We start from the raw sequence: 18,493 nt of genomic DNA on the forward strand, positions 1-18,493 counted from the left end.
CGCTCTCCGACGGAGGGCGGGGCGCTGGGACATCGGTTTCAGTGTGACATCCGAGGGAACAGTGGCGCGGTGTCACGGTTTTTCTGTGCATCACAGGAAGACGCACTCGACACGCGTGGTTGAATGCGTGCTGGTGGGGTAACGCCCGGCAGAGATCATTCGCGATTTTTCGCGGTTCGGCGCTGGAGGACTAGTGGACTTGAAGCTTGATCATTACACCGAGGGCGACACCGAGATCGTCGTCGTTGAGGGTGAGATCGATGTCTATACCGCGCCCCGGCTCCGCGAGCTGCTGATCGACCTGGTCAACAAGGGCAACTTCCACCTCGTGGTCAACATGGAGAAGGTGGAGTTCCTGGACTCGACGGGCCTCGGTGTGCTTGTGGGCGGGCTCAAGCGCGTCCGGGCCCATGACGGGACGCTCGATCTCGTCTGCACCCAGGAGCGCATCCTGAAGATCTTCCGGATCACCGGTCTGACCAAGGTCTTCGGTATCCACGGCTCGGTGCAGGAAGCCATCGACAAGCGTTCGGCGAAGTAGCCCAGAGCGAGCGATGGCAACCATCACGCTCACGATCAGCGCGCTTCCCGCCCACGTGCGCACGGCACGGCTCATGGCCGCGACCGTGGCACGTCGGGCGGGTATCGCCGCCTCTGCGATCGACGAGATCAGACTGGCCGTCGGTGAGGCGTGCTCCCGGGCGGTGGCGGCGCACAAGCTGCACTGTCCGACACAGCCGATCCTGCTCCAACTGATCGACGGCAACGGGCCTGAGGCGTCGGAGTCCCGCACCGACGCCACGAGCCACATCCTGCGCGCCGACGGGAGCGCGACACAACGTTTCGAGGTTGTCGTCTCCGACCGTGCCCCCGCCAAGGACACGGAGGAGAACGCCGACGCGTCCATACTCGACGGGCTCTTCCTGGACGGTGAGGACACACCCCCCGGCGGGATCTCCGGGTTCTCCCCGGGGCTGGGCCTGGCGGTCATCACGGGCCTTGCCGACGAGGTGAAGATCGATCCCAGCGACAGGGGCACCGTCGTACGGATGAGCTGGCCGCTGGCGGCGGAGCACTCCCCCGACCCTCGTTCGAACTAGAACCGACGCGAAAGAGGGCGCCTTCCCGGTGAGGGCGCCCTCTTTCCGTGTTCTCCGGGACCGGATCAGTCGCAGGTCTGGGAGGAGACCTCTCCGGTGGCCTCCATGCCCGCTTGGGTGTTCTCCGAGATCTCGTCCGCTGTGAGTACGTATCCCGTCTCCGGCTCGTTCGTGGCGGCGGCGAACACCACCCCGTACACGGTGCCGTCCGGCGCCAGCAGCGGGCCGCCGGAGTTGCCCGGGCGCACCACGGCGCGCACCTGGTAGATCTCCCGGCTCACTTGCTGCGAGTGGTAGAAGTCCGGCCCCTGCGCCGTCTGGCGGGCCCTCACACGCGCTGGGACGGCCGTGAAGCCGCTGTTGCGCGGGAAGCCTGCCACCACCGCGTCACCGCCCTGCGGCGCCTCGTGGGTGAACTCCAGCGGCTCCAGGTCCAGGTCCGGCACGTGCAGCACGGCCAGGTCCTGCTGGGCGTCGAACAGCACCAGGGTGGCGTCCAGCTGGTACCCCTCCCGGGTGACCACCCGCAGGTCCTCGCTCACCCCGGCGACCACGTGCGCGTTGGTCATGATCCGATCCCCGGAGTAGGCGAACCCGGTCCCCTCCACGCGGCGCTGGCAGGACGGCGCGGTGCCCAGTACCTTGACCACGCTCCGGCTCGACTCGATCAGCTCCGGCGTTGTGAGCACGTCCGGGTCCGGCGGCTCCACCTCGGCCAGCTCACCGGTGCCCAGGCCGCTGAACACTTGCGGGAAGGCGCTCTGGTCCACGATCCGACGGAACGTGGAGAACCCGTGGTGCGCGGACTCCGGCATCAGTGTGTCCACCGCTTGCAGGATTCGCGATTCCTTCACCTGGCCGGCCACGAACGGCAGCGCCGAGTTCGCGACCGTGCTGCCGATGAACCAGGCCACCAGCAGCACCGACAGCCCGCTGACCACGGCGCCGCCCGCGGCGTCCAGGACCCGGGCCGAGTCCCACGTGACCCTGTTGCGCACGAGGGTGCCCAGGTAGGAGCACAGGAACTGGCCGAGCGCGGCGGACAGGAACACCACCGCGATGGCCAGCAGCGCCTGTCTGCCGGGATCAGCCACCCACTCCTGGATGAGGTCCGGGGCGGTCAGTGCGGCGAGGACGCCTCCACCGATGAAGCCCGCGAAACTGAAGACACCGACGATGAAACCCTGTCGGTAACCGGTCACCGCGAACAGCAGCAACAGGACGACCAGGATCACGTCGAGCACATTGGCCTCCAAGAATGAGCGCTACCCGACGGGCCGCAGGCCCTGCGGGGTGGCTTCGAACACGTCAGTGAGACCCTCGTCGCGCCAAGGAAGTTCCCAGCCGCCCAGGCCGAGCAGACTGTCGATGATCGCCCCGGTGAAGCCCCACACGAGCATGCCGTCCACCCGGAAGCCGGGACCCCACCGGGAACCGTCGCCGTAGCGCACCATGACCCGGTTCGCCGGTTCGGCGAGGTCGGCGACCGGAACGCGGGAGACGGCGGCGACCTCGTCCAGGTCGGTGGGGCGCACCTCGCTGGGAACACGCCACCAGCCCAGGACGGGCGCCACCCGGAAGTCACTGAAGCTCAGGTACAGCTCGGGCAGGCGGCCGACCACGTCGACCCCGGCTGGGACGAGCCCGGTCTCCTCCTCGGCCTCTCGGAGCGCGGCGGCCTCGGGGGAGGCGTCGGAGGGCTCGATCCGGCCGCCGGGGAAGGCGGGCTGGCCGGAGTGCCTGCGCAGGCCGTCGCTGCGCTGGATCAGGAGCACGTCCGGTCCATGGGCACCCTCACCGAAGAGGATGAGGACGGCGGACTCGCGCCCGCCGCTCCTCGGCGGCCGCATGGGCGGCGGCACGGTCATCGTCGCGGCGGCGTCCGCGAGCGCGGCCAGCCAGAGCGGGAGCGGGTTCATACGTGGGACCTGTTCCGAGGATCGTCGCGCCATCGGGTGGGTGGTTGGGACCGCGTGTGCGCAACGCTTCGCGGGACCGCGGGGTTCCCGCTGGTCACGGGGCGCCGCCGAGTGGGGGGACGCGTCCGGAAGAATTCATCACGTGATCGGACCTTCCCGGGGCCGGTGGGCGGGATCGCCGCCGTCGTACGGGTCCCCGAGGGACGAGGGGCCCGCGGTGGAGCCGATGTGCGCGCACTCACGTAATCAGGGTACAAATGCCGGTGCGTGCTTTCCGAGGGTCGTCCGGCGCCGCGAGTCCCTCCCGGTGCCGGGCCGGCGGGGCCCCGCCGGCCCGGCGCCCCGGTGGGACGCCGTTCCCGGGCACGGCGTTTCGCCGGAGGTTCAGGAGAAGGAGCGCATCCTCAGCAGCTTGGTGGCCGTCACGGTGTCCGTGGGGCCCTCGCCAAAGGAGGGGCACAGGCGGGCCAGACCGCAGGCGCCACACGCTGGTTTGCGGGAGTGGCAGACCCGGCGTCCGTGCCAGATCACCCGGTGGGAGAGCATCGTCCAGTCCCGGGCGGGGAAGAGCTCGCCGACGGCGTGCTCAACCTTCACCGGGTCTTCCTCGTCAGTCCACCCGAAACGGCGGACGAGCCGCCCAAAGTGGGTGTCGACGGTGATACCAGGCACATCAAAGGCGTTACCGAGCAGTACGTTTGCGGTCTTTCGTCCTACACCGGGTAGTTTGACCAGGTCGGCGAGGCTCTCCGGAACCTCTCCGCCGTGCCGGTCACACAGCGCCTGTCCGAGTCCGATGAGGCTGTTGGTCTTGGCCCGGAAGAAACCGGTCGAGCGGATCATCTCCTCCAGCTCCTCCCGCCGGGCCGAGGCGTAGGCCTCGGCGTCGGGGTAGCGGGCGAAGAGCGCGGGGGTGACCTGGTTGACCCTCTTGTCCGTGCACTGCGCGGACAGGATCGTCGCGACCAGCAGTTCCAGCGGGGTCGTGAAGTTCAGTTCGCAACGGGCGTCCGGGTACAGCTCGGTGAGCTGCCGGTACATCTTGCGTGCGCGGCGGACCAGCGCGAGCCGGCTCTCACCCGTGGGAGTGGGAGTGGCCGTCTCCGCCGTCGCGTCTGGTGTGTCACGGGGCATCGTCACAGGGTAGGCGCCCCGGCGACGGTGCGGGGGCGCCGTCACCGGCCGGATACACGGATGTTCCGGGCCCCCTCCGGTGTTCGGACCGATGCCGGGAGTATGTAACCAATGTCCGGTGGCGCGGCGCGGGCGGCCCTGATACAGAACTGATGACGACTAGGATCGTAGGGGCTGGCGTCGGCTGTTGTGGGCACGTTGTCTCTCGGCGGACAAGCCGAGATAACACCCTGGTTTCACACCAGGGTGCGATATACGTCACACTGTTGACGGTCAGGTTTTAGGAGGACGTGTGGTGGACGAGATCAATGAGGTGCTGCGGAAGGCCCCTCTGTTCGAGGCGCTCGACGAGGAGGACACGGCCGCGCTCCGCTCCTCGGTGAACGAGGTGCGTCTCGGCCGCGGTCAGACCCTGTTCGGCGAGGGCGACGAGGGCGACCGCCTGTACGTCATCCTCAGCGGAAAGGTGAAGCTGACCCGCACGGCCGTGGACGGCCGTGAGAACCTGCTCGGGGTACTCGGCCCCAGCGAGATGTTCGGTGAACTGTCCCTGTTCGACCCGGGCCCGCGCACCGCTAGTACCGTCGCGGTCACCGACTCCGTGCTCGCCGGACTGGGCCACGACGACCTGCGCCCGTTCCTGTCCAGCCGCCCGCAGGTGTCGCTACAGCTGCTCAAGGCACTGGCCGCCCGTCTGCGCCGGACCAACGACGTGATGGCCGACCTGGTCTTCACCGACGTTCCCGGCCGTGTCGCCAAGGCCCTGCTGGAGCTGGCCGACAAGTTCGGCAAGGAGGGCGAGGACGGCCTGCACGTCCACCACGACCTCACCCAGGAGGAGCTCGCCCAGCTGGTCGGCGCCTCCCGCGAGACGGTCAACAAGGCCCTCGCCGAGTTCGCCCTGCGCGGCTGGCTGAGGATCGAGGCCAAGGCCGTCGTCCTGCTCGACGTCGAGCGGATGCGGCGCCGCGCCCGCTAGGGACCGCACCGGACGCCCCGGGCCTGAACGCTGTGTGGCCGCTCTCCTCCAGGGGTGAGCGGCCACAGCGCTGCCCGGGTTCCCTCCGTTCCCGGGCCGGGGACCGCCCGGACGGCGTGCTCATCGTCGCGCGGCCGGGTGCGCCGCTCAGAGCTCGACGCCCTCGGGCAGTCCACCCCGCGACGACAGGTAGCGCAGCTGGGCGCGCACCGACGAGACCGCCGCGAACCGGATCTGCTCGGCGACGTCGGGGTAGACACGGTCGACGATCGCCTCGACCGTGGTCGCGCCCGCCCGGACCGCCTCCAGGACCTGGGCCAGACGCGATTCGCGGTGGTCGACGTAGGAGTCCAGCACCGCGGCGGGGGACGTGAGGATCGGACCGTGCCCGGGCAACAGGGTTCGCACGTCGTACTCGCGCACGAGTCCGCGCAGCCGGTACAGCGAGTCCATGTAGCGGCCCAGGCCGTCGTCGCCGTCGATGACCGTCGTGCCGTGCCCCAGGACGGTGTCACCGGTCAGGACGGTGTTGTCCGCCTCCACCATCAGGCACACGGAGTCATCGGTGTGCCCCGGGGTGGCGACCACCCGCACCTCCAGGCCGTCGGCCTCCAGGACCTCGCCGTCGGTCAGGCCGTGCCCGCTGATCCGCACCGCCGGGTCGACCGCGTGCACCGGCGCGCCGGTCAGCTCCGAGAAGTACCGGGCGCCCTCAGCGTGGTCGGGATGGCGGTGGGTCACCACGGCCATCAGGACCTGGGCCCCCTGCTCCTGCACGGTGCGCGCCACCCGTTCCAGGTGGCGCTCGTCGTGGGGCCCGGGGTCGACGACCACGACCCCGCGTGCACCCGGTTCCCGCAGGATCCAGGTGTTGGTGCCCTCCAACGTCATCGGGCTGGGGTTGGGGCACAGTACGCAGCTGGCGCGCAGTGTCCCGGAACCATCGATCCTCATCGCACCTCGCTTCGCTCGCCGAACCGGACCGGGGAGAACGGCCGGGGGCGTGGAACCCGCCTGGCGGTCCGCGCCGTGGTTCGGGGCACTTCAGGGGGTCGCGCCAGGTTTCGGCAGAGGATAGTCGACCCCGTTCGGCAGGACGACGCGGATCTGACCGTCAATCTTCCGGAGAACCGGTTCAATGGGGACGATATCCCGTCGCGCCTCCCGCACGCCCCGCAGGGTCCGGCAGTCCGCGAGCTCGGCGCAGGACGCCACCGTGGGCGGCAGCATCGGCATTCGGCCCTCCTCCCACTCCGAGGCGACCCCGGCCGGGTCGGTCCACCGTGTCAGGTCGGCCTCGCCGCCCACGTCGCGCGGGGCCTGCCCCGGGGGGAGTTCGGCGACGAAGAACCAGGTGTCGTAGCGGCGCTGCTCGGCCCGCGGGGTGACCCACCGCGACCACGCGCGCAGCCACTCAGCACGCAGGACCAGGCCGCGCCGGGACAGGACCTCGGTGAAGGAGCGGGAGCGGTCGATCAGGCCCAGCCTGTCCCGCTCCCACTCCTCGGTGTCCGTGTCGAGGGTGATGGCCTCCCCGCCCGTGCGAGCGGGCTCGCTGGCCAGGAGGACGCCGGTCTCCTCGAAGGTCTCGCGGACCGCCGCGCACACCAGCGCACGCGCCATCGGCACATCGGTGCCGAGCGTGCGCGCCCACTCCTCGGGGCCGGGTCCGGTCCAGGGCACACCGCCGTCGGCGTCCCGCTCGTCCACCCTGCCTCCGGGGAAGACGAAGGCGCCCGGCGCGAACCCCATGGAGCGGACTCTGCGCATGAGCAGAACCTCCATGCGGCTGTCCGTGGCCGCCCCGCTCCGGTCGGGACCGCCCGCCGCGGCCCGCCCGCCCTCGGCGGACCGCAGGAGCATGACCGTGGCGGCGGGACGGGGCGGAGCGGCGGCGCCGTCCCGCCCTCCGTGCGCCGGACCGCCCTGCTCGTCGCCGTTCGGCACTGGGCCGTTGTGCATCGACGTACCCTCCTGGGTCTCGGGGTCGGGAAGCCGCGCCGCGGCCCGGAGGTCCTCACCCCGCAGGGGCGGACCGCTCAACGGACCTCGACGATCATCTCAACCTCGACCGGGGCGTCCAGCGGCAGGGCGGCCACGCCCACGGCGGCCCGGGCGTGCACGCCCGCGTCACCGAAGACCTGCGCGAGCAGGTCGCTGGCACCGTTGACCACGCCGGGGTGGCCCGTGAAGTCGGGGGCGCTGGCCACGAAGCCGCCCACCTTCACCACCCGGACCACGCGGGACAGGTCACCGACCTCGGCGCGCACCGCCGCGACCGCGTTCAGCGCGCACATCGCCGCCAGCTCCTGCGCGGTCTCCGGGCTGACCTCGGCTCCCACCTTGCCCGTGGCGGGCAGCTTGCCCTCCACGAACGGCAGCTGGCCGGACACGTACACGTGGTCGCCGCTGCGCACCGTCGGCGTGTAGGAGGCCACGGGCGCCGCCACCTCGGGCAGGGTCAGCCCCAGTTCGGAGAGCCGCTCCTCGGGTGTGGCCATCACAGTTCACGCTTCATGTAAGCCACGTACTGCTGGTTGCGGGGGTCGGTGCCCTCCGGCAGCGGTGCGGGCACGACCGAGACGAGCTCCCAGCCGTCGGCACCCCAGTTGTCCAGAATCTGCTTCGTGGCGTGCGACAACAGCGCCACGGTCTGGTACTCCCACTTGCTCATGCGTCCTACCCCTGTTCGGTCACCGGCGGCCCGCACCTGACAGGCCGGGCGCCGCACGTCAACGCCGCCACCCTACTCACCCGCGCGATCTCGCGCGTCCACCCCGACGCGGCCCCGGCCCCTCCCGGACGCCCGCATAGACTGCCTGGAGTGAGCGAGGGCGAGCACGGACCGCAGCCTCCGGACGGGAGGCGCACAAGAGCACGACTGCACATCGTCACCGGGAAGGGCGGAACCGGCAAGACCACGGTGGCCGCGGCGCTGGCGCGGGCACTGGCATCCGGCGGCGGCAAGGTGCTGTTGGTCGAGGTGGAGGGCCGCCAGGGCATCGCCACCCTCCTCGGCGGTCCTCCGCTGCCCTACGAGGAGCGGGAGATGATCTCCGCGCCCGGTGGCGGCACGGTGTGCGTGCTGGCGGCCGACGCCGAGGCGGCGCTGCTGGAGTACCTGGAGATGTTCTACGGGATGCGCCGGGCCGGTCAGGCGCTCAACAAGCTGGGGGCCGTGGACTTCGCCACCACCATCGCGCCGGGGCTGCGTGACGTCCTCCTCACCGGCAAGGCCACCGAGGCGGTGCGCCGGCGCCGGGGCCCGCGCCGCAAACCCTCCGACGCTCCGTCGACGGCTCCCTTCCACTACGACGCGGTGGTGATGGACGCGCCGCCCACCGGACGGATCGCCCAGTTCCTCAACGTGAACTCCGAGGTCGCGGGACTGGCCAGGGTGGGGCCGATCCGCAACCACGCGGACCGGGTCATGGAGGTCATCCGCTCCGACCAGACACGAGTGCACTTCGTGTCCCTGTTGGAGGAGATGCCCGCCCAGGAGACGCGGGACGGTATCGCCGCGATCCGTGGGCTGGGACTCAGACTAGGCATGGTGTTGGTGAACATGGTGCGGCCGCCGCTACTGGACGAGACCGACCTGGCCGCCGCCGCGGACGGGGGGCCGGACCTGGACACGCTCTCCGCCGGGTTGAGCGAGGCACGGCTCGAGAGCCCCGGGGAGCTCTCGGCGGCACTGGCGGCAGAGGTCCGGGCGCACGCGCTGCGGGTCCTGCTTGAGCGCCGGGTGCGCTCAAGCCTGGAGGAGCTGGGTCGCCCGCTGATGGAGCTGCCCCTGTTGGAGGGCGGTGTGGGCCGCGCCGCGCTGGACGTCCTGGCACGCCGGCTGGCCGAGCAGGGGGTGGGCCGGTGAACCCCGCGGCCACCGAACGGCTGGACGTGGACGCGCTCGTGGACGACCGCGGGACACGGATCGTCGTGTGCTGCGGCGCGGGCGGGGTCGGCAAGACCACCACCGCCGCCGCGCTGGGGCTGCGCGCGGCCGAGCGCGGCCGCAGGACCGTGGTGATCACCGTGGACCCGGCACGGCGGCTGGCCCAGTCGTTGGGGCTGGAGTCGCTGGACAACACCCCGCGCCCGGTGCCGCTGCCCGAGGGGACCACGGGCAGCATGCACGCGATGATGCTCGACATGAAGCGGACCTTCGACGAGGTCGTGGAGCAGCACGCGGACCCCGAGCGGGCCCGGCAGATCCTGGCCAACCCCTTCTACCAGACCCTCTCCACGAGCTTCTCGGGCACGCAGGAGTACATGGCCATGGAGAAGTTGGGCCAGCTGCGCCAGTCGGGGGCCTGGGACCTGATCGTGGTGGACACCCCGCCCAGCCGGTCCGCCCTGGACTTCCTGGACGCGCCCAAGAGGCTGGGCCGCTTCCTGGACGGGCGCCTGATCCGCTTCCTGAGCGCACCGGCCAGCACGGGGGCGTTCCGGCTGCTCGGTGCCGGGTTCAACCTGGTGACCTCGGCGGTCAGCAGGATCGTGGGGGCCCAGTTCCTCGACGACCTGCGGTCTTTCGTGTCGGCGTTCGACACGGTGTTCGGCGGGTTCCAGGAGCGCGCGGAGCGCACCTACCGGCTACTCCAGACGCCGGGGACGGCGTTCGTGGTGGTGGCCGTCCCGGACACGGACGCGATGCGCGAGGCGTCCTACTTCGTGGAGCGGCTGGCCACCGACGCCATGCCGTTGGCCGGACTGGTGGTCAACCGGACCCACCCGCTGCCCGAGGGCCCCGCGGCGGCCTTGGGCGCGCGTGAGGCGGCGGCGGCCGCGGAGTCGCTGGAGCGCTCGGGCGCGCACCCGCTGGCGTCGGCGGCGCTGCGGCTGCACTCGGAGAGGGTCCTCGCGCGCGAGCGCGAGGGTCGGCTGCGGGACACGCTGCTGGCCACGCACGGCGGCGTGCGCGTGGCCGAGGTGGCCGCCCTGCCCGAGGACGTGCACGACCTGGCGGGGCTGCGCGGGATCGGTGAGGCGCTGGCCGGCGCGGTACCGGACCGCTGACCGGTCAGGCCGCGGACGTGCTGGCGGCGCGCGCGGCCGCGTGGGCCGTGAGGCCGCCCCCGCCCTCGCGGTCGGCCTCCTCCAGGAGCGGTTCCCAGCTGGTGACGCCGGGGTGCTTGCGCAGCAACGCGCGCCGCTCACGCTCGGTCATACCTCCCCAGACCCCGAACTCGACCCGGTTGTCGAGGGCGTCGGCCAGGCACTCGGTGCGTACCGGGCACCCCTGGCAGATGAGCTTGGCGCTGTGCTGCGCCGCGCCCTGGACGAACAGCGCGTCCGGGTCCACACGTCGGCACAGTGCCCTGGTCGTCCACTGGTCGGTCCACATGCCCTACTCCCCTGTGTGCGCCCCCTCGCGGGCGTCAGCGGGCTCCCGGAACACCGGACCCCCGTGTGTCCCGGACCGGTGAGGCGGACACGGTAGGCTCCCGCTGCCGCGTGGGGTGCGTTTCGTCCACCCCCGTTGCCTAGAAGTTACGGATCTGAACGCCGCGCCGACAGAACCCGATCGGCCCACTTTCCGTCTCACTGAATATGGCCCGTCCGGGCCATTGCGTGGGGGCTCGGTAGCTCTCCGCATCAGGTGGGCAGACCCTCGCAGCACCGAACCGTGTAGCGATTGGTCTGCGATAAGCATGAAAAGATGGCATGGGGGCGCAGCCCGCGGTACAGCGCGGGCGTTTCGGCGCGTTCGCGCACTATCCGTTCCACATCGCACCACTTCACGCGTTCGTGGTCACTTAGTCTGATGGGGTGGGTCAGGGGACATTGCTTCAACGAATCAGCCAACTGCTTGTCGTCGGCGTCATCGCGGGTCTCCTCGTCGCCGCTCTCGCACTCCCAGCGGTCGGGGGCCTGGGGATAACAGCCCGCAACGTCGCCAGCGGCTTCCTGGACATGCCCGGCAACCTGGAGACTCCGCCGCCTCCGCAGAGATCGACGATCTACGACAGCGAGGGCGGCGTCATCGCCGAGATCTTCGACCAGAACCGGGAACTGGTCGAGATCGAAGACGTCTCGCCGGTCATGATCGACGCGATCCTCGCCATCGAGGACGCCCACTTCTACGAACACGGCGGGCTTGATGTGGCGGGCACGCTGCGTGCCGCCGTCCGTACGATGGGAGGAAACACCCAGGGTGCTTCCTCCATCACCCAGCAGTACGTGAAGAACGTGCAGGTCGAGTCGGCCACCTCCCAGGAGGAGCTCGACGAGGCGCGTGAGGAGACCATCGCCCGCAAGATCCGGGAGCTGCGCTACGCAGTGGCCCTGGAGCAGCGGATGTCCAAGGACGAGATCCTCGAGGGCTACCTCAACATCGCCTACTTCAGCGACGGCGCCTACGGCGTCGAGTCCGCCGCGCAGCACTTCTTCCAGGTGTCCGCCAGCGACCTGGAACTGCACCAGGCCGCCACCATCGCGGGCCTGGTCCGCTACCCCTACCTGTACAACCCCCGGTTCTTCCCCGAGCAGACCGTCGAACGACGCAACGTGGTGCTCGACCGCATGGTGGCCTCCGACGCCATCACCGAGGCCGAGGCCGCGGAGGCCAAGGAAGAGCCGATGGAGCTGGACCTGTCCACCCCGCCCAACGGCTGTGTGCCCAGCGACCAGCCGTTCTTCTGCGACTACGTGGTCCAGGAGATCGAAAAGGACGAGCGCTTCGGCCCCAACGAGACCGAGCGGGCCCGCTGGCTGCGCACCGCGGGCCTGGACATCCACACCACGCTGGACCCGCAGACCCAGCAGGCCGGGCAGGATGCGGTGGACGAGTGGGTGCCACGCGACAACGAGTCCCGCAAGGTGGCCGCGGAGGTCGTCATCCAGCCGGGTACCGGCCAGATCCTCGGCATGGTGCAGAGCCGCGACTACGGACCCGACGAGAGCAAGCTCGGCGAGACCTCCGTCAACTTCGCCACCGACGCCGACCGCGGCGGCAGCAACGGCTTCCAGGCCGGATCGACGTTCAAGGCGTTCACCCTGGCGGCCGCGCTGGACGAGGGGCTGCCGTTCAGCACCTCGTTCAACTCCCCCTCACAGGTGTCCATCTCCGGGCAGCGCAGCTGCAACGGCGGCTCCCTGAACACGTGGGAGCCCAGCAACGCCGGCGACACCAACTCCACCACCACGCACAACATGATCTCCGGGACCAAGGCGTCCTCCAACACCTTCTTCGCGCAGTTGCAGGAGCGTGTGGGCATCTGCGACGTGATGAAGATGGCCGAGACCCTGGGGCTCAAGCGCGCGGACGGCACTCTGTTCACGGAGAACGAGAGCTCACTGGCCAACAGCAGCTTCACGCTGGGCAGTGAGGAGGTCTCCCCGCTGCGGGTGTCCAACGCTTACGCGACCTTCGCCTCGGGCGGGATCTACTGCGAGCCGCAGGCCATCACCAGGATCGAGGACAACCAGGCGGGCACCACGATCGAGATCGAGCCGGAGTGCTCGCGGGTGATCGACGAGGAGGTCGCCGACGGGGTCAGCTACCTGCTGACGCAGCCCTTCAACGGCGGCACCGCCGGAAACATCAACATCGGCCGTCCGGCGGCGGGCAAGACCGGCACCACCGACCAGTCGGCGGCCGCCTGGTTCGCCGGTTTCACCCCGCAGATGGCCGGCGCCGTCTTCGTCGGTGACCCGCGCGGCCCCCAGCAGCACAAGCTGCGCAACGTCACCATCGGCGGCCAGTACTACAGCGTGGTCTACGGGGCGACGATCCCCGGCCCCATCTGGGAGGAGACCATGCAGGGCGCCCACGAGGGGCTGGACGTCGAGCAGCTGCCGTCGCCGCCCTCGCAGTTCGGTTCGACGTCGGGTCCGCCTCCGCCGTCGTCGGACTCGGACGAGGACGCCGACCAGGCCAGTGACGAAGGCGGTGTGCCGAACGTGATCGGCTTGTCGGAGGGAGCCGCTGTGAGCGCCCTCGAGGCCGCGGGCTACACGGTCAACGTGTCCGGGACCCGGGTCCGCTCCCCCGAGGCGGCGGGCACGGTGGCCGCGGTCAACCCGGATCCGGGTACGCGGCTGCCGGACGGGGCCACGGTGAACGTGTTCCTGAGCCGGGGCGGCGAAACGGCCAGCGATCTGGACAACGACGAGGACTGGTTCCCCGTCGGGCCCGCGTCCACTCCCACGGTCAGGAACGAGGAGTAGGCGGGACGAGCGGTGAAGGGGCGGCGGTGCCGGGCACCGCCGCCCCTTCGCGTGCCGGGCGCGGCTCGGCGGGTGCGCCGAACGCGCGCGGAGCCCGCACCACGGGAGCCGTACCGGTGACCGGATCAGCGTGACCCGGTCCTCCCCGGCCCGGTCACCCGGTGAGCTGGCGCTTGACCTCGGCCGCCACCCGGGAGCCTTCGGCCCGACCGGCGATCCTGGGGTTGACCGCCTTCATGACCTGGCCCATGGCCCGAGGGCCGTCGGCGCCGGCCTCCGCGACGGCTTCGCTCACCAGCCCGGCGAGCTCCTCGTCCGTGAGCTGCTCGGGCAGGTAGTCGGAGATGACCTCACTCTCGGCACGCTCGGCCTCGGCCTGCTCGGGCCGGCCGCCCTTCTCGAACGCCTCGGCCGCCTCACGGCGCTTCTTGGCCTCGCGGGTCAGCAGCCGGGTGACCTCCTCGTCGCCGAGGTCGTGCTGGGCGGAACCGGACGCCTCCTCGGTCGAGATGGCCGCCAGGACCATGCGTAGGGTGCCGGTGCGCACCTTGTCACGCGCCTTGATGGCGGTGGTCAGGTCGTTCTTGAGGCGCTCTTTGAGTTCGGACATGGACTGATCCTATGGCGGCGTGCGACCGCCCCACCAACGGTTTGCGCGCGGGTGCACCGCCGGGTCTGCGACGATCGTTCCGACGACGAAGGAGGAAGATGGGCGCCGACAACAGACGACTCCTACGCCGGGTGGGGCGCGCGGCCGCGGTCACGGGCGCCGTCGGGGCGGCGGGCCTGGCCTACGCCTCGGTCATCGAGCGCAACTGGTTCCGGCTGCGCCGCTACGAGCTGCCCCTCCTGCCGCCCGGCAGCCCGCGGCTGCGGATCCTGCACCTGTCCGACGCGCACCTGACGCCGGGGCGGAAGATGCTCATCGACTGGATCCGGGGGCTGGACGCCCACGATCCGGACCTGGTGATCAACACGGGCGACTCGCTGGCGCATCCGGACTCGGTGGGACCGTTCACCGAGGCCCTGGGACCGCTGCTGGAGCGGCCGGGCGCGTTCGTGTACGGGTCCAACGACCTCTTCTCCCCGCAGCCGAAGAACCCGGCCCGCTACCTGTGGCGAACGAGCAAGGACGACTACGGCAAGCGCCGGGTGCCTGACCTGCCCTGGCGCGAGCTGGGCGCGGCCATGTCCGCGTCGGGGTGGCTGGACCTGAACAACCGCAAGGGCGCGCTGGAGGCAGGCGGTCTGAACGTCGCCCTGGCCGGTGTACACGACTCCCACATCAAGCTGGACCGGTACGAGGAGGTCGCCGGACCGGCGGACCCGTCGGCGAACCTGCGCCTGGGCGTGCTGCACTCCCCGGAGCCGTCCAACCTGGACCGGTTCGCCGCGGACGGCTACCAGCTGCTCCTGGCCGGGCACACGCACGGGGGCCAGCTGTGCCTGCCGTTCTACGGGACGCTGGTCACCAACTGCGGGATCGACCGCAGGCGCGCCTGGGGGCTGCACGAGTACCAGGACGCGTGGCTGCACGTGTCCGGCGGCCTGGGTACCTCGCCGTACGCGCCGGTTCGGTTCTGCTGCCGGCCGGAGGCCGCGCTGCTGGACCTCGTGGCGGCCTCCTGAGGGCCCGTCTGGAGACAACCGGAAAAAGCGTGCCCGAGCACTCCTGACGTCCGCTAGACTTGGGGACGTTGCTTCGGGGTGTAGCGCAGCTTGGTAGCGCGCTTCGTTCGGGACGAAGAGGTCGTGGGTTCAAATCCCGCCACCCCGACAAAGGAACGGGTGTCCACGCAGGTGGGCACCCGTTCTTCGTTTTGTGGGCTCCGAGCCCTCAGGGCCGCAGTGCACATTCATTGCACATGGCGGGGGTCGGGGTCGGTCTGTTGGTCAGGCGGCGAGCACCCGCAGCCGGGCGGCGTCCATGGCTTCGGCGACCTCGTCCAGGCGGTCGGGGAACAGGTGCCCGTAGCGGTCGAGGGTCATCGTCGCTGTGGCGTGGCCGAGCATGGCCTGTACAACCTTGACGTCCGCCCCGGCCGCGATGGCCAGTGACGCGGCGGTGTGCCGGAGCTTGTGCGGTGTGAGCCCGAGCCCGTCCAGGCCCGCCGCCTTCACGGCCTTGCCGAATTCCCGGTTGCGCCAGTTGCGGAGACGCACCTCACTCCCCCGCTTGGTGGTGAACACCAGATCGGATTCCGCGCGCCCCCGCACGAGCGGAAGCAGCTCGGCGACGAGGGACGCGGGAATGGGCACGGTCCGGCTCTTGCCCGTCTTGGGGGACTGCTCTACGAGCTTGCCCTCCACCTCGGCGAAGGCCGTCACGATCCGGATGCGCCGTCGGTCCAGATCAACCCGCCCCACGCGCAGCGCGGCGGCCTCGTTGAAGCGCAGGCCCGTGTAGGCCAGCAGGAGGATCAGCGGCCGGTTGATGTTCGCGGCGGCGGCGATCTGCCCGTACTTGGTACGCAGCGTTCCGGCCGCGTCCGCCAGCGCCTCCACCTGGAGGTGATCGAGGTAGACGTGTTCGGCCTCACTCGGCTTCGGAAGTGGGACACCCCGGGCAGGGTTGGCCGGGAGCCGTCGAGGAACGCACCACTCCAGGACCATGGAGAGGACGCCGTAGGCGTGCCGGGTCTGGGAGGCCCCGAGGTTGGCCCCGTCCTCGTCCTGCGGCTTCTGGAGTTCGGCCACCCACACGGCGACGTCTTCCGAGTACACCGCCGAGATCGGGAGTTCTCCCCAGCGCGGCAGCACGTGCGCGTCCAAGAGCCCCCGGTACTTCCACCAGGTGGACCGCTTGATGTCGGTGCGCGTGCTCAGCCACTTCTCGGCCATCTCCGCCACGGTGACCTTGGCATCGTGCGGATTGCGGTAACTGCCCTCGTGCAGGCTGTTCTCGATCTCGGTCTGCTTCTTCTCCGCGTCCGGCTTCTTCTTGAAGGTGCCACCGCTCTTGATCTTGCCGGAGGGGTCGTAGTAGCGGACCATCCAGCGCGCGGGAGGCGTGCGCCTGGTCGCCCTGGCCTTTCTCACCGCCTCCACGTACGCCTTGTCCTTGGTGCGGTCGTAGACCCACGCACGGGCCATGAGTGTTCCTTTCGGGGGGTGGAGTGGGGTGGCGTCAGCGGGAGGTGACCCAGGCACGGACCTCGGCGGGCACGTAGCGCACGTACCGGCCGATCCGATGGGACGGGGGACCGTCGCCCTTGTAGCGCCACTCGTAGAGGGTCTTGGCGGGCACACGGAGGTAGGCGGCTGTGTCCGTGACCGACCACAGAGCAGAGTCGGTACGGAGCCGGGGAACGGTCGGGGTGGTGGGTGTGGGGTCATGCGGCTCTCGTTTCCGGAGTTGCCGAAAGTTCGTTCTGCCGTGCGGCGTCGAGTTGGGCGCGGCGTTTGAGGGCTTCTCCCACCGCGCGGAGGAGGCGTTGTTCCCGGGGTGCCACGTCGGGGTCGGTGGGTTTGGCCAACTCCCATTCGAAGGAGCCCGAGGAGACCGAGGCCAGCACCGGAGGCCGGTTCTCCTCGTCCGCCTGGTCCTCGTTGGCGGGATCGACGCCGAGGGTTTCCAAGACCCAGGAGAGCCGGTCCGCCTTGTGATCGGCCAGGGTCTTGCCCGACCACTTGCGCGAGACCAGGACGCGGCGGCCCGCGTAACCCAGGTGTTCGCGGCGGTGGGCTTTGGACCGACAGAACCCGGGGCGCAGACCGGCCTTGGGGTCTTGGGGTTGGATGCCGTAGCGCAGCCAGTTCGCGCACCGGGGCGAGCAGGGCTCGAAGCGCAGCGCCTCCAGGAGCCGGTCCACGTGCTGTTCCTGGGAGATCGTCTCCACCTGGTGGCAGTCGGCGATGTACTTGGCCAGGTAGCGCACGCACCGGTTGGCGTCCTCGGAACCCGCTACGACCCCTTTGGCGTCGACCTGTCGGCCGAAGCGGACCACGTGGAAGGGTTCCGCGTCCGGGTCATCATCGAGGGTGTCCAGTGCCTCGTCCCAGGTGGGCAGGACTTCCCCGGTGGTGGGGTCGAGGTAGGTTCGGGCGTCCTCGTCCCACACGGGCAGGTGGTCCCCTTTGAAGCGGACCGTGTCGGCGGCAGGCCACCACACCTGGTGGTAGGTCGCGGCGGCGATCTGCCGTAGCTCCACCCGGGGGATGGTGCCGCGTGTGGCCATGTGCAGATGCGGGGCCAACCGTCGTTGGGGTTCCACGGCCGCGAAGTACTGGACATCGAACCCAGCCACTCGGCGCAGGTTCTGCACGAACCGGTCGATGAGCTTGGAGAAGTGCAGGGTGTCCCGAGCGGCCCGCCGGTAGTCGTACGTCGAGGGGTCGACCGGGGTGCCATCAGAGCGCACCCGCCCGTAGGAGTCCAACGTGAGCGTGATGAACAGCGAGGGCCGGAACACCTTCCCCGAGGCAGGGTCGGTGAAGGCGCGCCCGACCGTCTTGCGGGTCATGGGTCGCTTGGGAAGGTCCGGGACGTCCTGACGTCGCTTGGTCGAGCGGACCCGACGCGCCTCCGACGAGCCCGAGGAGTCAGCGGAGCGGGTGATGGAGCCGCGTAGGCCGGAGGCGGTGACCTCTTCGTCCAGGTCCGCGATCGCCGCATCCAGCGCCGAGAGCTGTTCCGGGTCAGCGGCCCCCGTGGCGGCGAGGCGGTCGCGTTCGGCGGTGACCATCGCACGCTGTTCCACCCAGGCCCGTTGCTGTTGAGTGGGCGGGTCAGGTTCCACGACGGGTTCGGTGGCCAGGTGCCAGCCCTCTTCGCACTGGGTGCGCCGCAGCGACCGCTTGCGCTTCGCGCAGGCCGGGCAGCGGGATTCCAGGGTGGAGCCGCACGGAACGTCGATCACCTCACTGGCACCCGTCGCGAGGTCAGTGCGTCGAAGGGACACGGGGCGGATGCACACGCCGTGGTCGGCAGCGACCTGTTCGGCGACCTCCCGGGCCAGGGGTTGCGCCAGCCGTTCGGCCCGTGTCGACTTACCGGTAGGAGTCGGCATCAGACCACCACCCGGAAGGCACGAAAGCCTTGTCTATGGACGAACGACGCCGCTTTCGGCTCATACTCTTGTGCGTACTGCCCACGATGCTGCTCATACAGTTTGTCGACTTTCCAACACACGTGATCGGAGTCGTTCTGTGGTTGGCTCTGGTATTGGCGTGGGCCGAGTGGTACAGGCGTA

19 protein-coding genes and 1 tRNA gene are annotated in these 18,493 nt (G+C 70.3%); 8 read left to right on the top strand and 12 right to left on the bottom strand.

Going from position 1 to position 18,493, the window contains the following annotated elements; genetic code table 11:
- Positions 1 to 193 precede the first annotated feature (193 nt).
- A complete protein-coding gene (locus tag AC0T5L_RS21155) occupies positions 194 to 541 on the top strand; it encodes an STAS domain-containing protein (RefSeq protein ID WP_159944311.1) in 348 nt (115 codons plus the stop codon).
- 13 nt (positions 542 to 554) lie between these two features.
- Positions 555 to 1,100: an ATP-binding protein gene (locus AC0T5L_RS21160; RefSeq protein WP_476167201.1), complete on the top strand. Its 546-nt coding sequence runs from the start codon at positions 555 to 557 to the stop codon at positions 1,098 to 1,100.
- A 65-nt stretch (positions 1,101 to 1,165) separates the two neighbouring features.
- On the opposite strand, the gene AC0T5L_RS21165 is transcribed toward AC0T5L_RS21160, so the two are convergent.
- From AC0T5L_RS21165 to nth, 3 genes are all read right to left on the bottom strand, one after another.
- Complete coding sequence (locus tag AC0T5L_RS21165; RefSeq protein WP_476167202.1) at positions 1,166 to 2,344, bottom strand: MarP family serine protease; 1,179 nt, start codon at positions 2,342 to 2,344, stop codon at positions 1,166 to 1,168.
- Positions 2,345 to 2,365: 21 nt separating this feature from the next.
- A complete protein-coding gene (locus AC0T5L_RS21170; protein WP_476167203.1) occupies positions 2,366 to 3,019 on the bottom strand; it encodes an NUDIX hydrolase in 654 nt (217 codons plus the stop codon).
- Between the two features lie 384 nt (positions 3,020 to 3,403).
- Positions 3,404 to 4,153, bottom strand: a complete 750-nt coding sequence (gene nth / locus AC0T5L_RS21175; RefSeq protein ID WP_476167204.1) for an endonuclease III — start codon at positions 4,151 to 4,153, stop codon at positions 3,404 to 3,406.
- 292 nt (positions 4,154 to 4,445) lie between these two features.
- On the opposite strand from nth, the gene AC0T5L_RS21180 reads away from it, so the two are divergent.
- A complete protein-coding gene (locus AC0T5L_RS21180) occupies positions 4,446 to 5,132 on the top strand; it encodes a Crp/Fnr family transcriptional regulator (RefSeq protein WP_476167205.1) in 687 nt (228 codons plus the stop codon).
- Between the two features lie 147 nt (positions 5,133 to 5,279).
- On the opposite strand, the gene AC0T5L_RS21185 is transcribed toward AC0T5L_RS21180, so the two are convergent.
- From AC0T5L_RS21185 to AC0T5L_RS21200, 4 genes are all read right to left on the bottom strand, one after another.
- Complete coding sequence (locus AC0T5L_RS21185; RefSeq protein WP_476167206.1) at positions 5,280 to 6,086, bottom strand: MBL fold metallo-hydrolase; 807 nt, start codon at positions 6,084 to 6,086, stop codon at positions 5,280 to 5,282.
- 90 nt (positions 6,087 to 6,176) lie between these two features.
- Entirely contained in the window at positions 6,177 to 7,094 is a 918-nt protein-coding gene (locus AC0T5L_RS21190; RefSeq protein WP_476167207.1) for an NUDIX hydrolase, read from the bottom strand.
- A 77-nt stretch (positions 7,095 to 7,171) separates the two neighbouring features.
- Positions 7,172 to 7,633 (bottom strand): RidA family protein, encoded by a 462-nt coding sequence (locus AC0T5L_RS21195; protein ID WP_476167208.1) that lies wholly within the window; start codon positions 7,631 to 7,633, stop codon positions 7,172 to 7,174.
- On the bottom strand, positions 7,633 to 7,806 hold the full coding sequence (locus AC0T5L_RS21200) for a DUF4177 domain-containing protein (RefSeq protein ID WP_013156298.1): 174 nt from the start codon (positions 7,804 to 7,806) through the stop codon (positions 7,633 to 7,635). The genes AC0T5L_RS21195 and AC0T5L_RS21200 overlap by 1 nt, the downstream gene beginning before the upstream one ends.
- A gap of 150 nt (positions 7,807 to 7,956) precedes the next feature.
- Between AC0T5L_RS21200 and bagA the strand changes: the two genes are divergently transcribed.
- Both bagA and bagB read left to right on the top strand, forming a co-directional pair.
- Complete coding sequence (gene bagA, locus AC0T5L_RS21205; protein ID WP_476167209.1) at positions 7,957 to 9,003, top strand: ATPase BagA; 1,047 nt, start codon at positions 7,957 to 7,959, stop codon at positions 9,001 to 9,003.
- On the top strand, positions 9,000 to 10,148 hold the full coding sequence (gene bagB / locus AC0T5L_RS21210) for an ATPase BagB (protein WP_476167210.1): 1,149 nt from the start codon (positions 9,000 to 9,002) through the stop codon (positions 10,146 to 10,148). The genes bagA and bagB overlap by 4 nt, the downstream gene beginning before the upstream one ends.
- Before the next feature lie 4 nt (positions 10,149 to 10,152).
- On the opposite strand, the gene AC0T5L_RS21215 is transcribed toward bagB, so the two are convergent.
- Positions 10,153 to 10,476: a WhiB family transcriptional regulator gene (locus AC0T5L_RS21215; protein ID WP_476167211.1), complete on the bottom strand. Its 324-nt coding sequence runs from the start codon at positions 10,474 to 10,476 to the stop codon at positions 10,153 to 10,155.
- 440 nt (positions 10,477 to 10,916) lie between these two features.
- Here AC0T5L_RS21215 and AC0T5L_RS21220 point away from each other — a divergent pair, with 440 nt between their 5' ends.
- Positions 10,917 to 13,301, top strand: coding sequence for a penicillin-binding protein (locus AC0T5L_RS21220; RefSeq protein ID WP_476167212.1), 2,385 nt, complete (start codon positions 10,917 to 10,919; stop codon positions 13,299 to 13,301).
- Positions 13,302 to 13,455: 154 nt separating this feature from the next.
- Here the strand turns inward: AC0T5L_RS21220 and AC0T5L_RS21225 are convergent, their stop codons facing one another.
- Positions 13,456 to 13,911 carry a GatB/YqeY domain-containing protein gene (locus AC0T5L_RS21225; RefSeq protein WP_476167213.1) on the bottom strand — a complete coding sequence of 152 codons (456 nt, stop codon included), beginning with the start codon at positions 13,909 to 13,911 and terminating at the stop codon, positions 13,456 to 13,458.
- A gap of 98 nt (positions 13,912 to 14,009) precedes the next feature.
- Here AC0T5L_RS21225 and AC0T5L_RS21230 point away from each other — a divergent pair, with 98 nt between their 5' ends.
- Positions 14,010 to 14,930 (top strand): metallophosphoesterase, encoded by a 921-nt coding sequence (locus AC0T5L_RS21230; RefSeq protein ID WP_476167214.1) that lies wholly within the window; start codon positions 14,010 to 14,012, stop codon positions 14,928 to 14,930.
- A gap of 74 nt (positions 14,931 to 15,004) precedes the next feature.
- Positions 15,005 to 15,078: transfer RNA gene (locus tag AC0T5L_RS21235), tRNA-Pro, on the top strand.
- 116 nt (positions 15,079 to 15,194) lie between these two features.
- Here the strand turns inward: AC0T5L_RS21235 and AC0T5L_RS21240 are convergent.
- The 3 genes from AC0T5L_RS21240 to AC0T5L_RS21250 are packed head-to-tail and all read right to left on the bottom strand — an operon-like array spanning position 15,195 to position 18,310.
- Positions 15,195 to 16,394 carry a tyrosine-type recombinase/integrase gene (locus tag AC0T5L_RS21240; protein ID WP_476167215.1) on the bottom strand — a complete coding sequence of 400 codons (1,200 nt, stop codon included), beginning with the start codon at positions 16,392 to 16,394 and terminating at the stop codon, positions 15,195 to 15,197.
- A 34-nt stretch (positions 16,395 to 16,428) separates the two neighbouring features.
- Positions 16,429 to 16,584: a helix-turn-helix transcriptional regulator gene (locus AC0T5L_RS21245; RefSeq protein WP_476167280.1), complete on the bottom strand. Its 156-nt coding sequence runs from the start codon at positions 16,582 to 16,584 to the stop codon at positions 16,429 to 16,431.
- 49 nt (positions 16,585 to 16,633) lie between these two features.
- Positions 16,634 to 18,310, bottom strand: a complete 1,677-nt coding sequence (locus tag AC0T5L_RS21250) for a replication initiator (RefSeq protein WP_476167216.1) — start codon at positions 18,308 to 18,310, stop codon at positions 16,634 to 16,636.
- Between the last annotated feature and the right edge of the window lie 183 nt (positions 18,311 to 18,493).

The organism is Nocardiopsis sp. TRM 82005, from assembly GCF_056312425.1.

Coding starts and splice junctions, on each gene's coding strand:
- AC0T5L_RS21160 (WP_476167201.1), top strand. CDS start 555: ATGGCAACCATCACGCTCACGATCAGCGCGCTTCCCGCCCACGTGCGC.
- nth (WP_476167204.1), bottom strand. CDS start 4,153: ATGCCCCGTGACACACCAGACGCGACGGCGGAGACGGCCACTCCCACT.
- AC0T5L_RS21185 (WP_476167206.1), bottom strand. CDS start 6,086: ATGAGGATCGATGGTTCCGGGACACTGCGCGCCAGCTGCGTACTGTGC.
- AC0T5L_RS21225 (WP_476167213.1), bottom strand. CDS start 13,911: ATGTCCGAACTCAAAGAGCGCCTCAAGAACGACCTGACCACCGCCATC.
- AC0T5L_RS21200 (WP_013156298.1), bottom strand. CDS start 7,806: ATGAGCAAGTGGGAGTACCAGACCGTGGCGCTGTTGTCGCACGCCACG.
- AC0T5L_RS21240 (WP_476167215.1), bottom strand. CDS start 16,394: ATGGCCCGTGCGTGGGTCTACGACCGCACCAAGGACAAGGCGTACGTG.
- AC0T5L_RS21195 (WP_476167208.1), bottom strand. CDS start 7,633: ATGGCCACACCCGAGGAGCGGCTCTCCGAACTGGGGCTGACCCTGCCC.
- AC0T5L_RS21215 (WP_476167211.1), bottom strand. CDS start 10,476: ATGTGGACCGACCAGTGGACGACCAGGGCACTGTGCCGACGTGTGGAC.
- AC0T5L_RS21170 (WP_476167203.1), bottom strand. CDS start 3,019: ATGAACCCGCTCCCGCTCTGGCTGGCCGCGCTCGCGGACGCCGCCGCG.
- AC0T5L_RS21190 (WP_476167207.1), bottom strand. CDS start 7,094: ATGCACAACGGCCCAGTGCCGAACGGCGACGAGCAGGGCGGTCCGGCG.
- AC0T5L_RS21250 (WP_476167216.1), bottom strand. CDS start 18,310: ATGCCGACTCCTACCGGTAAGTCGACACGGGCCGAACGGCTGGCGCAA.
- AC0T5L_RS21230 (WP_476167214.1), top strand. CDS start 14,010: ATGGGCGCCGACAACAGACGACTCCTACGCCGGGTGGGGCGCGCGGCC.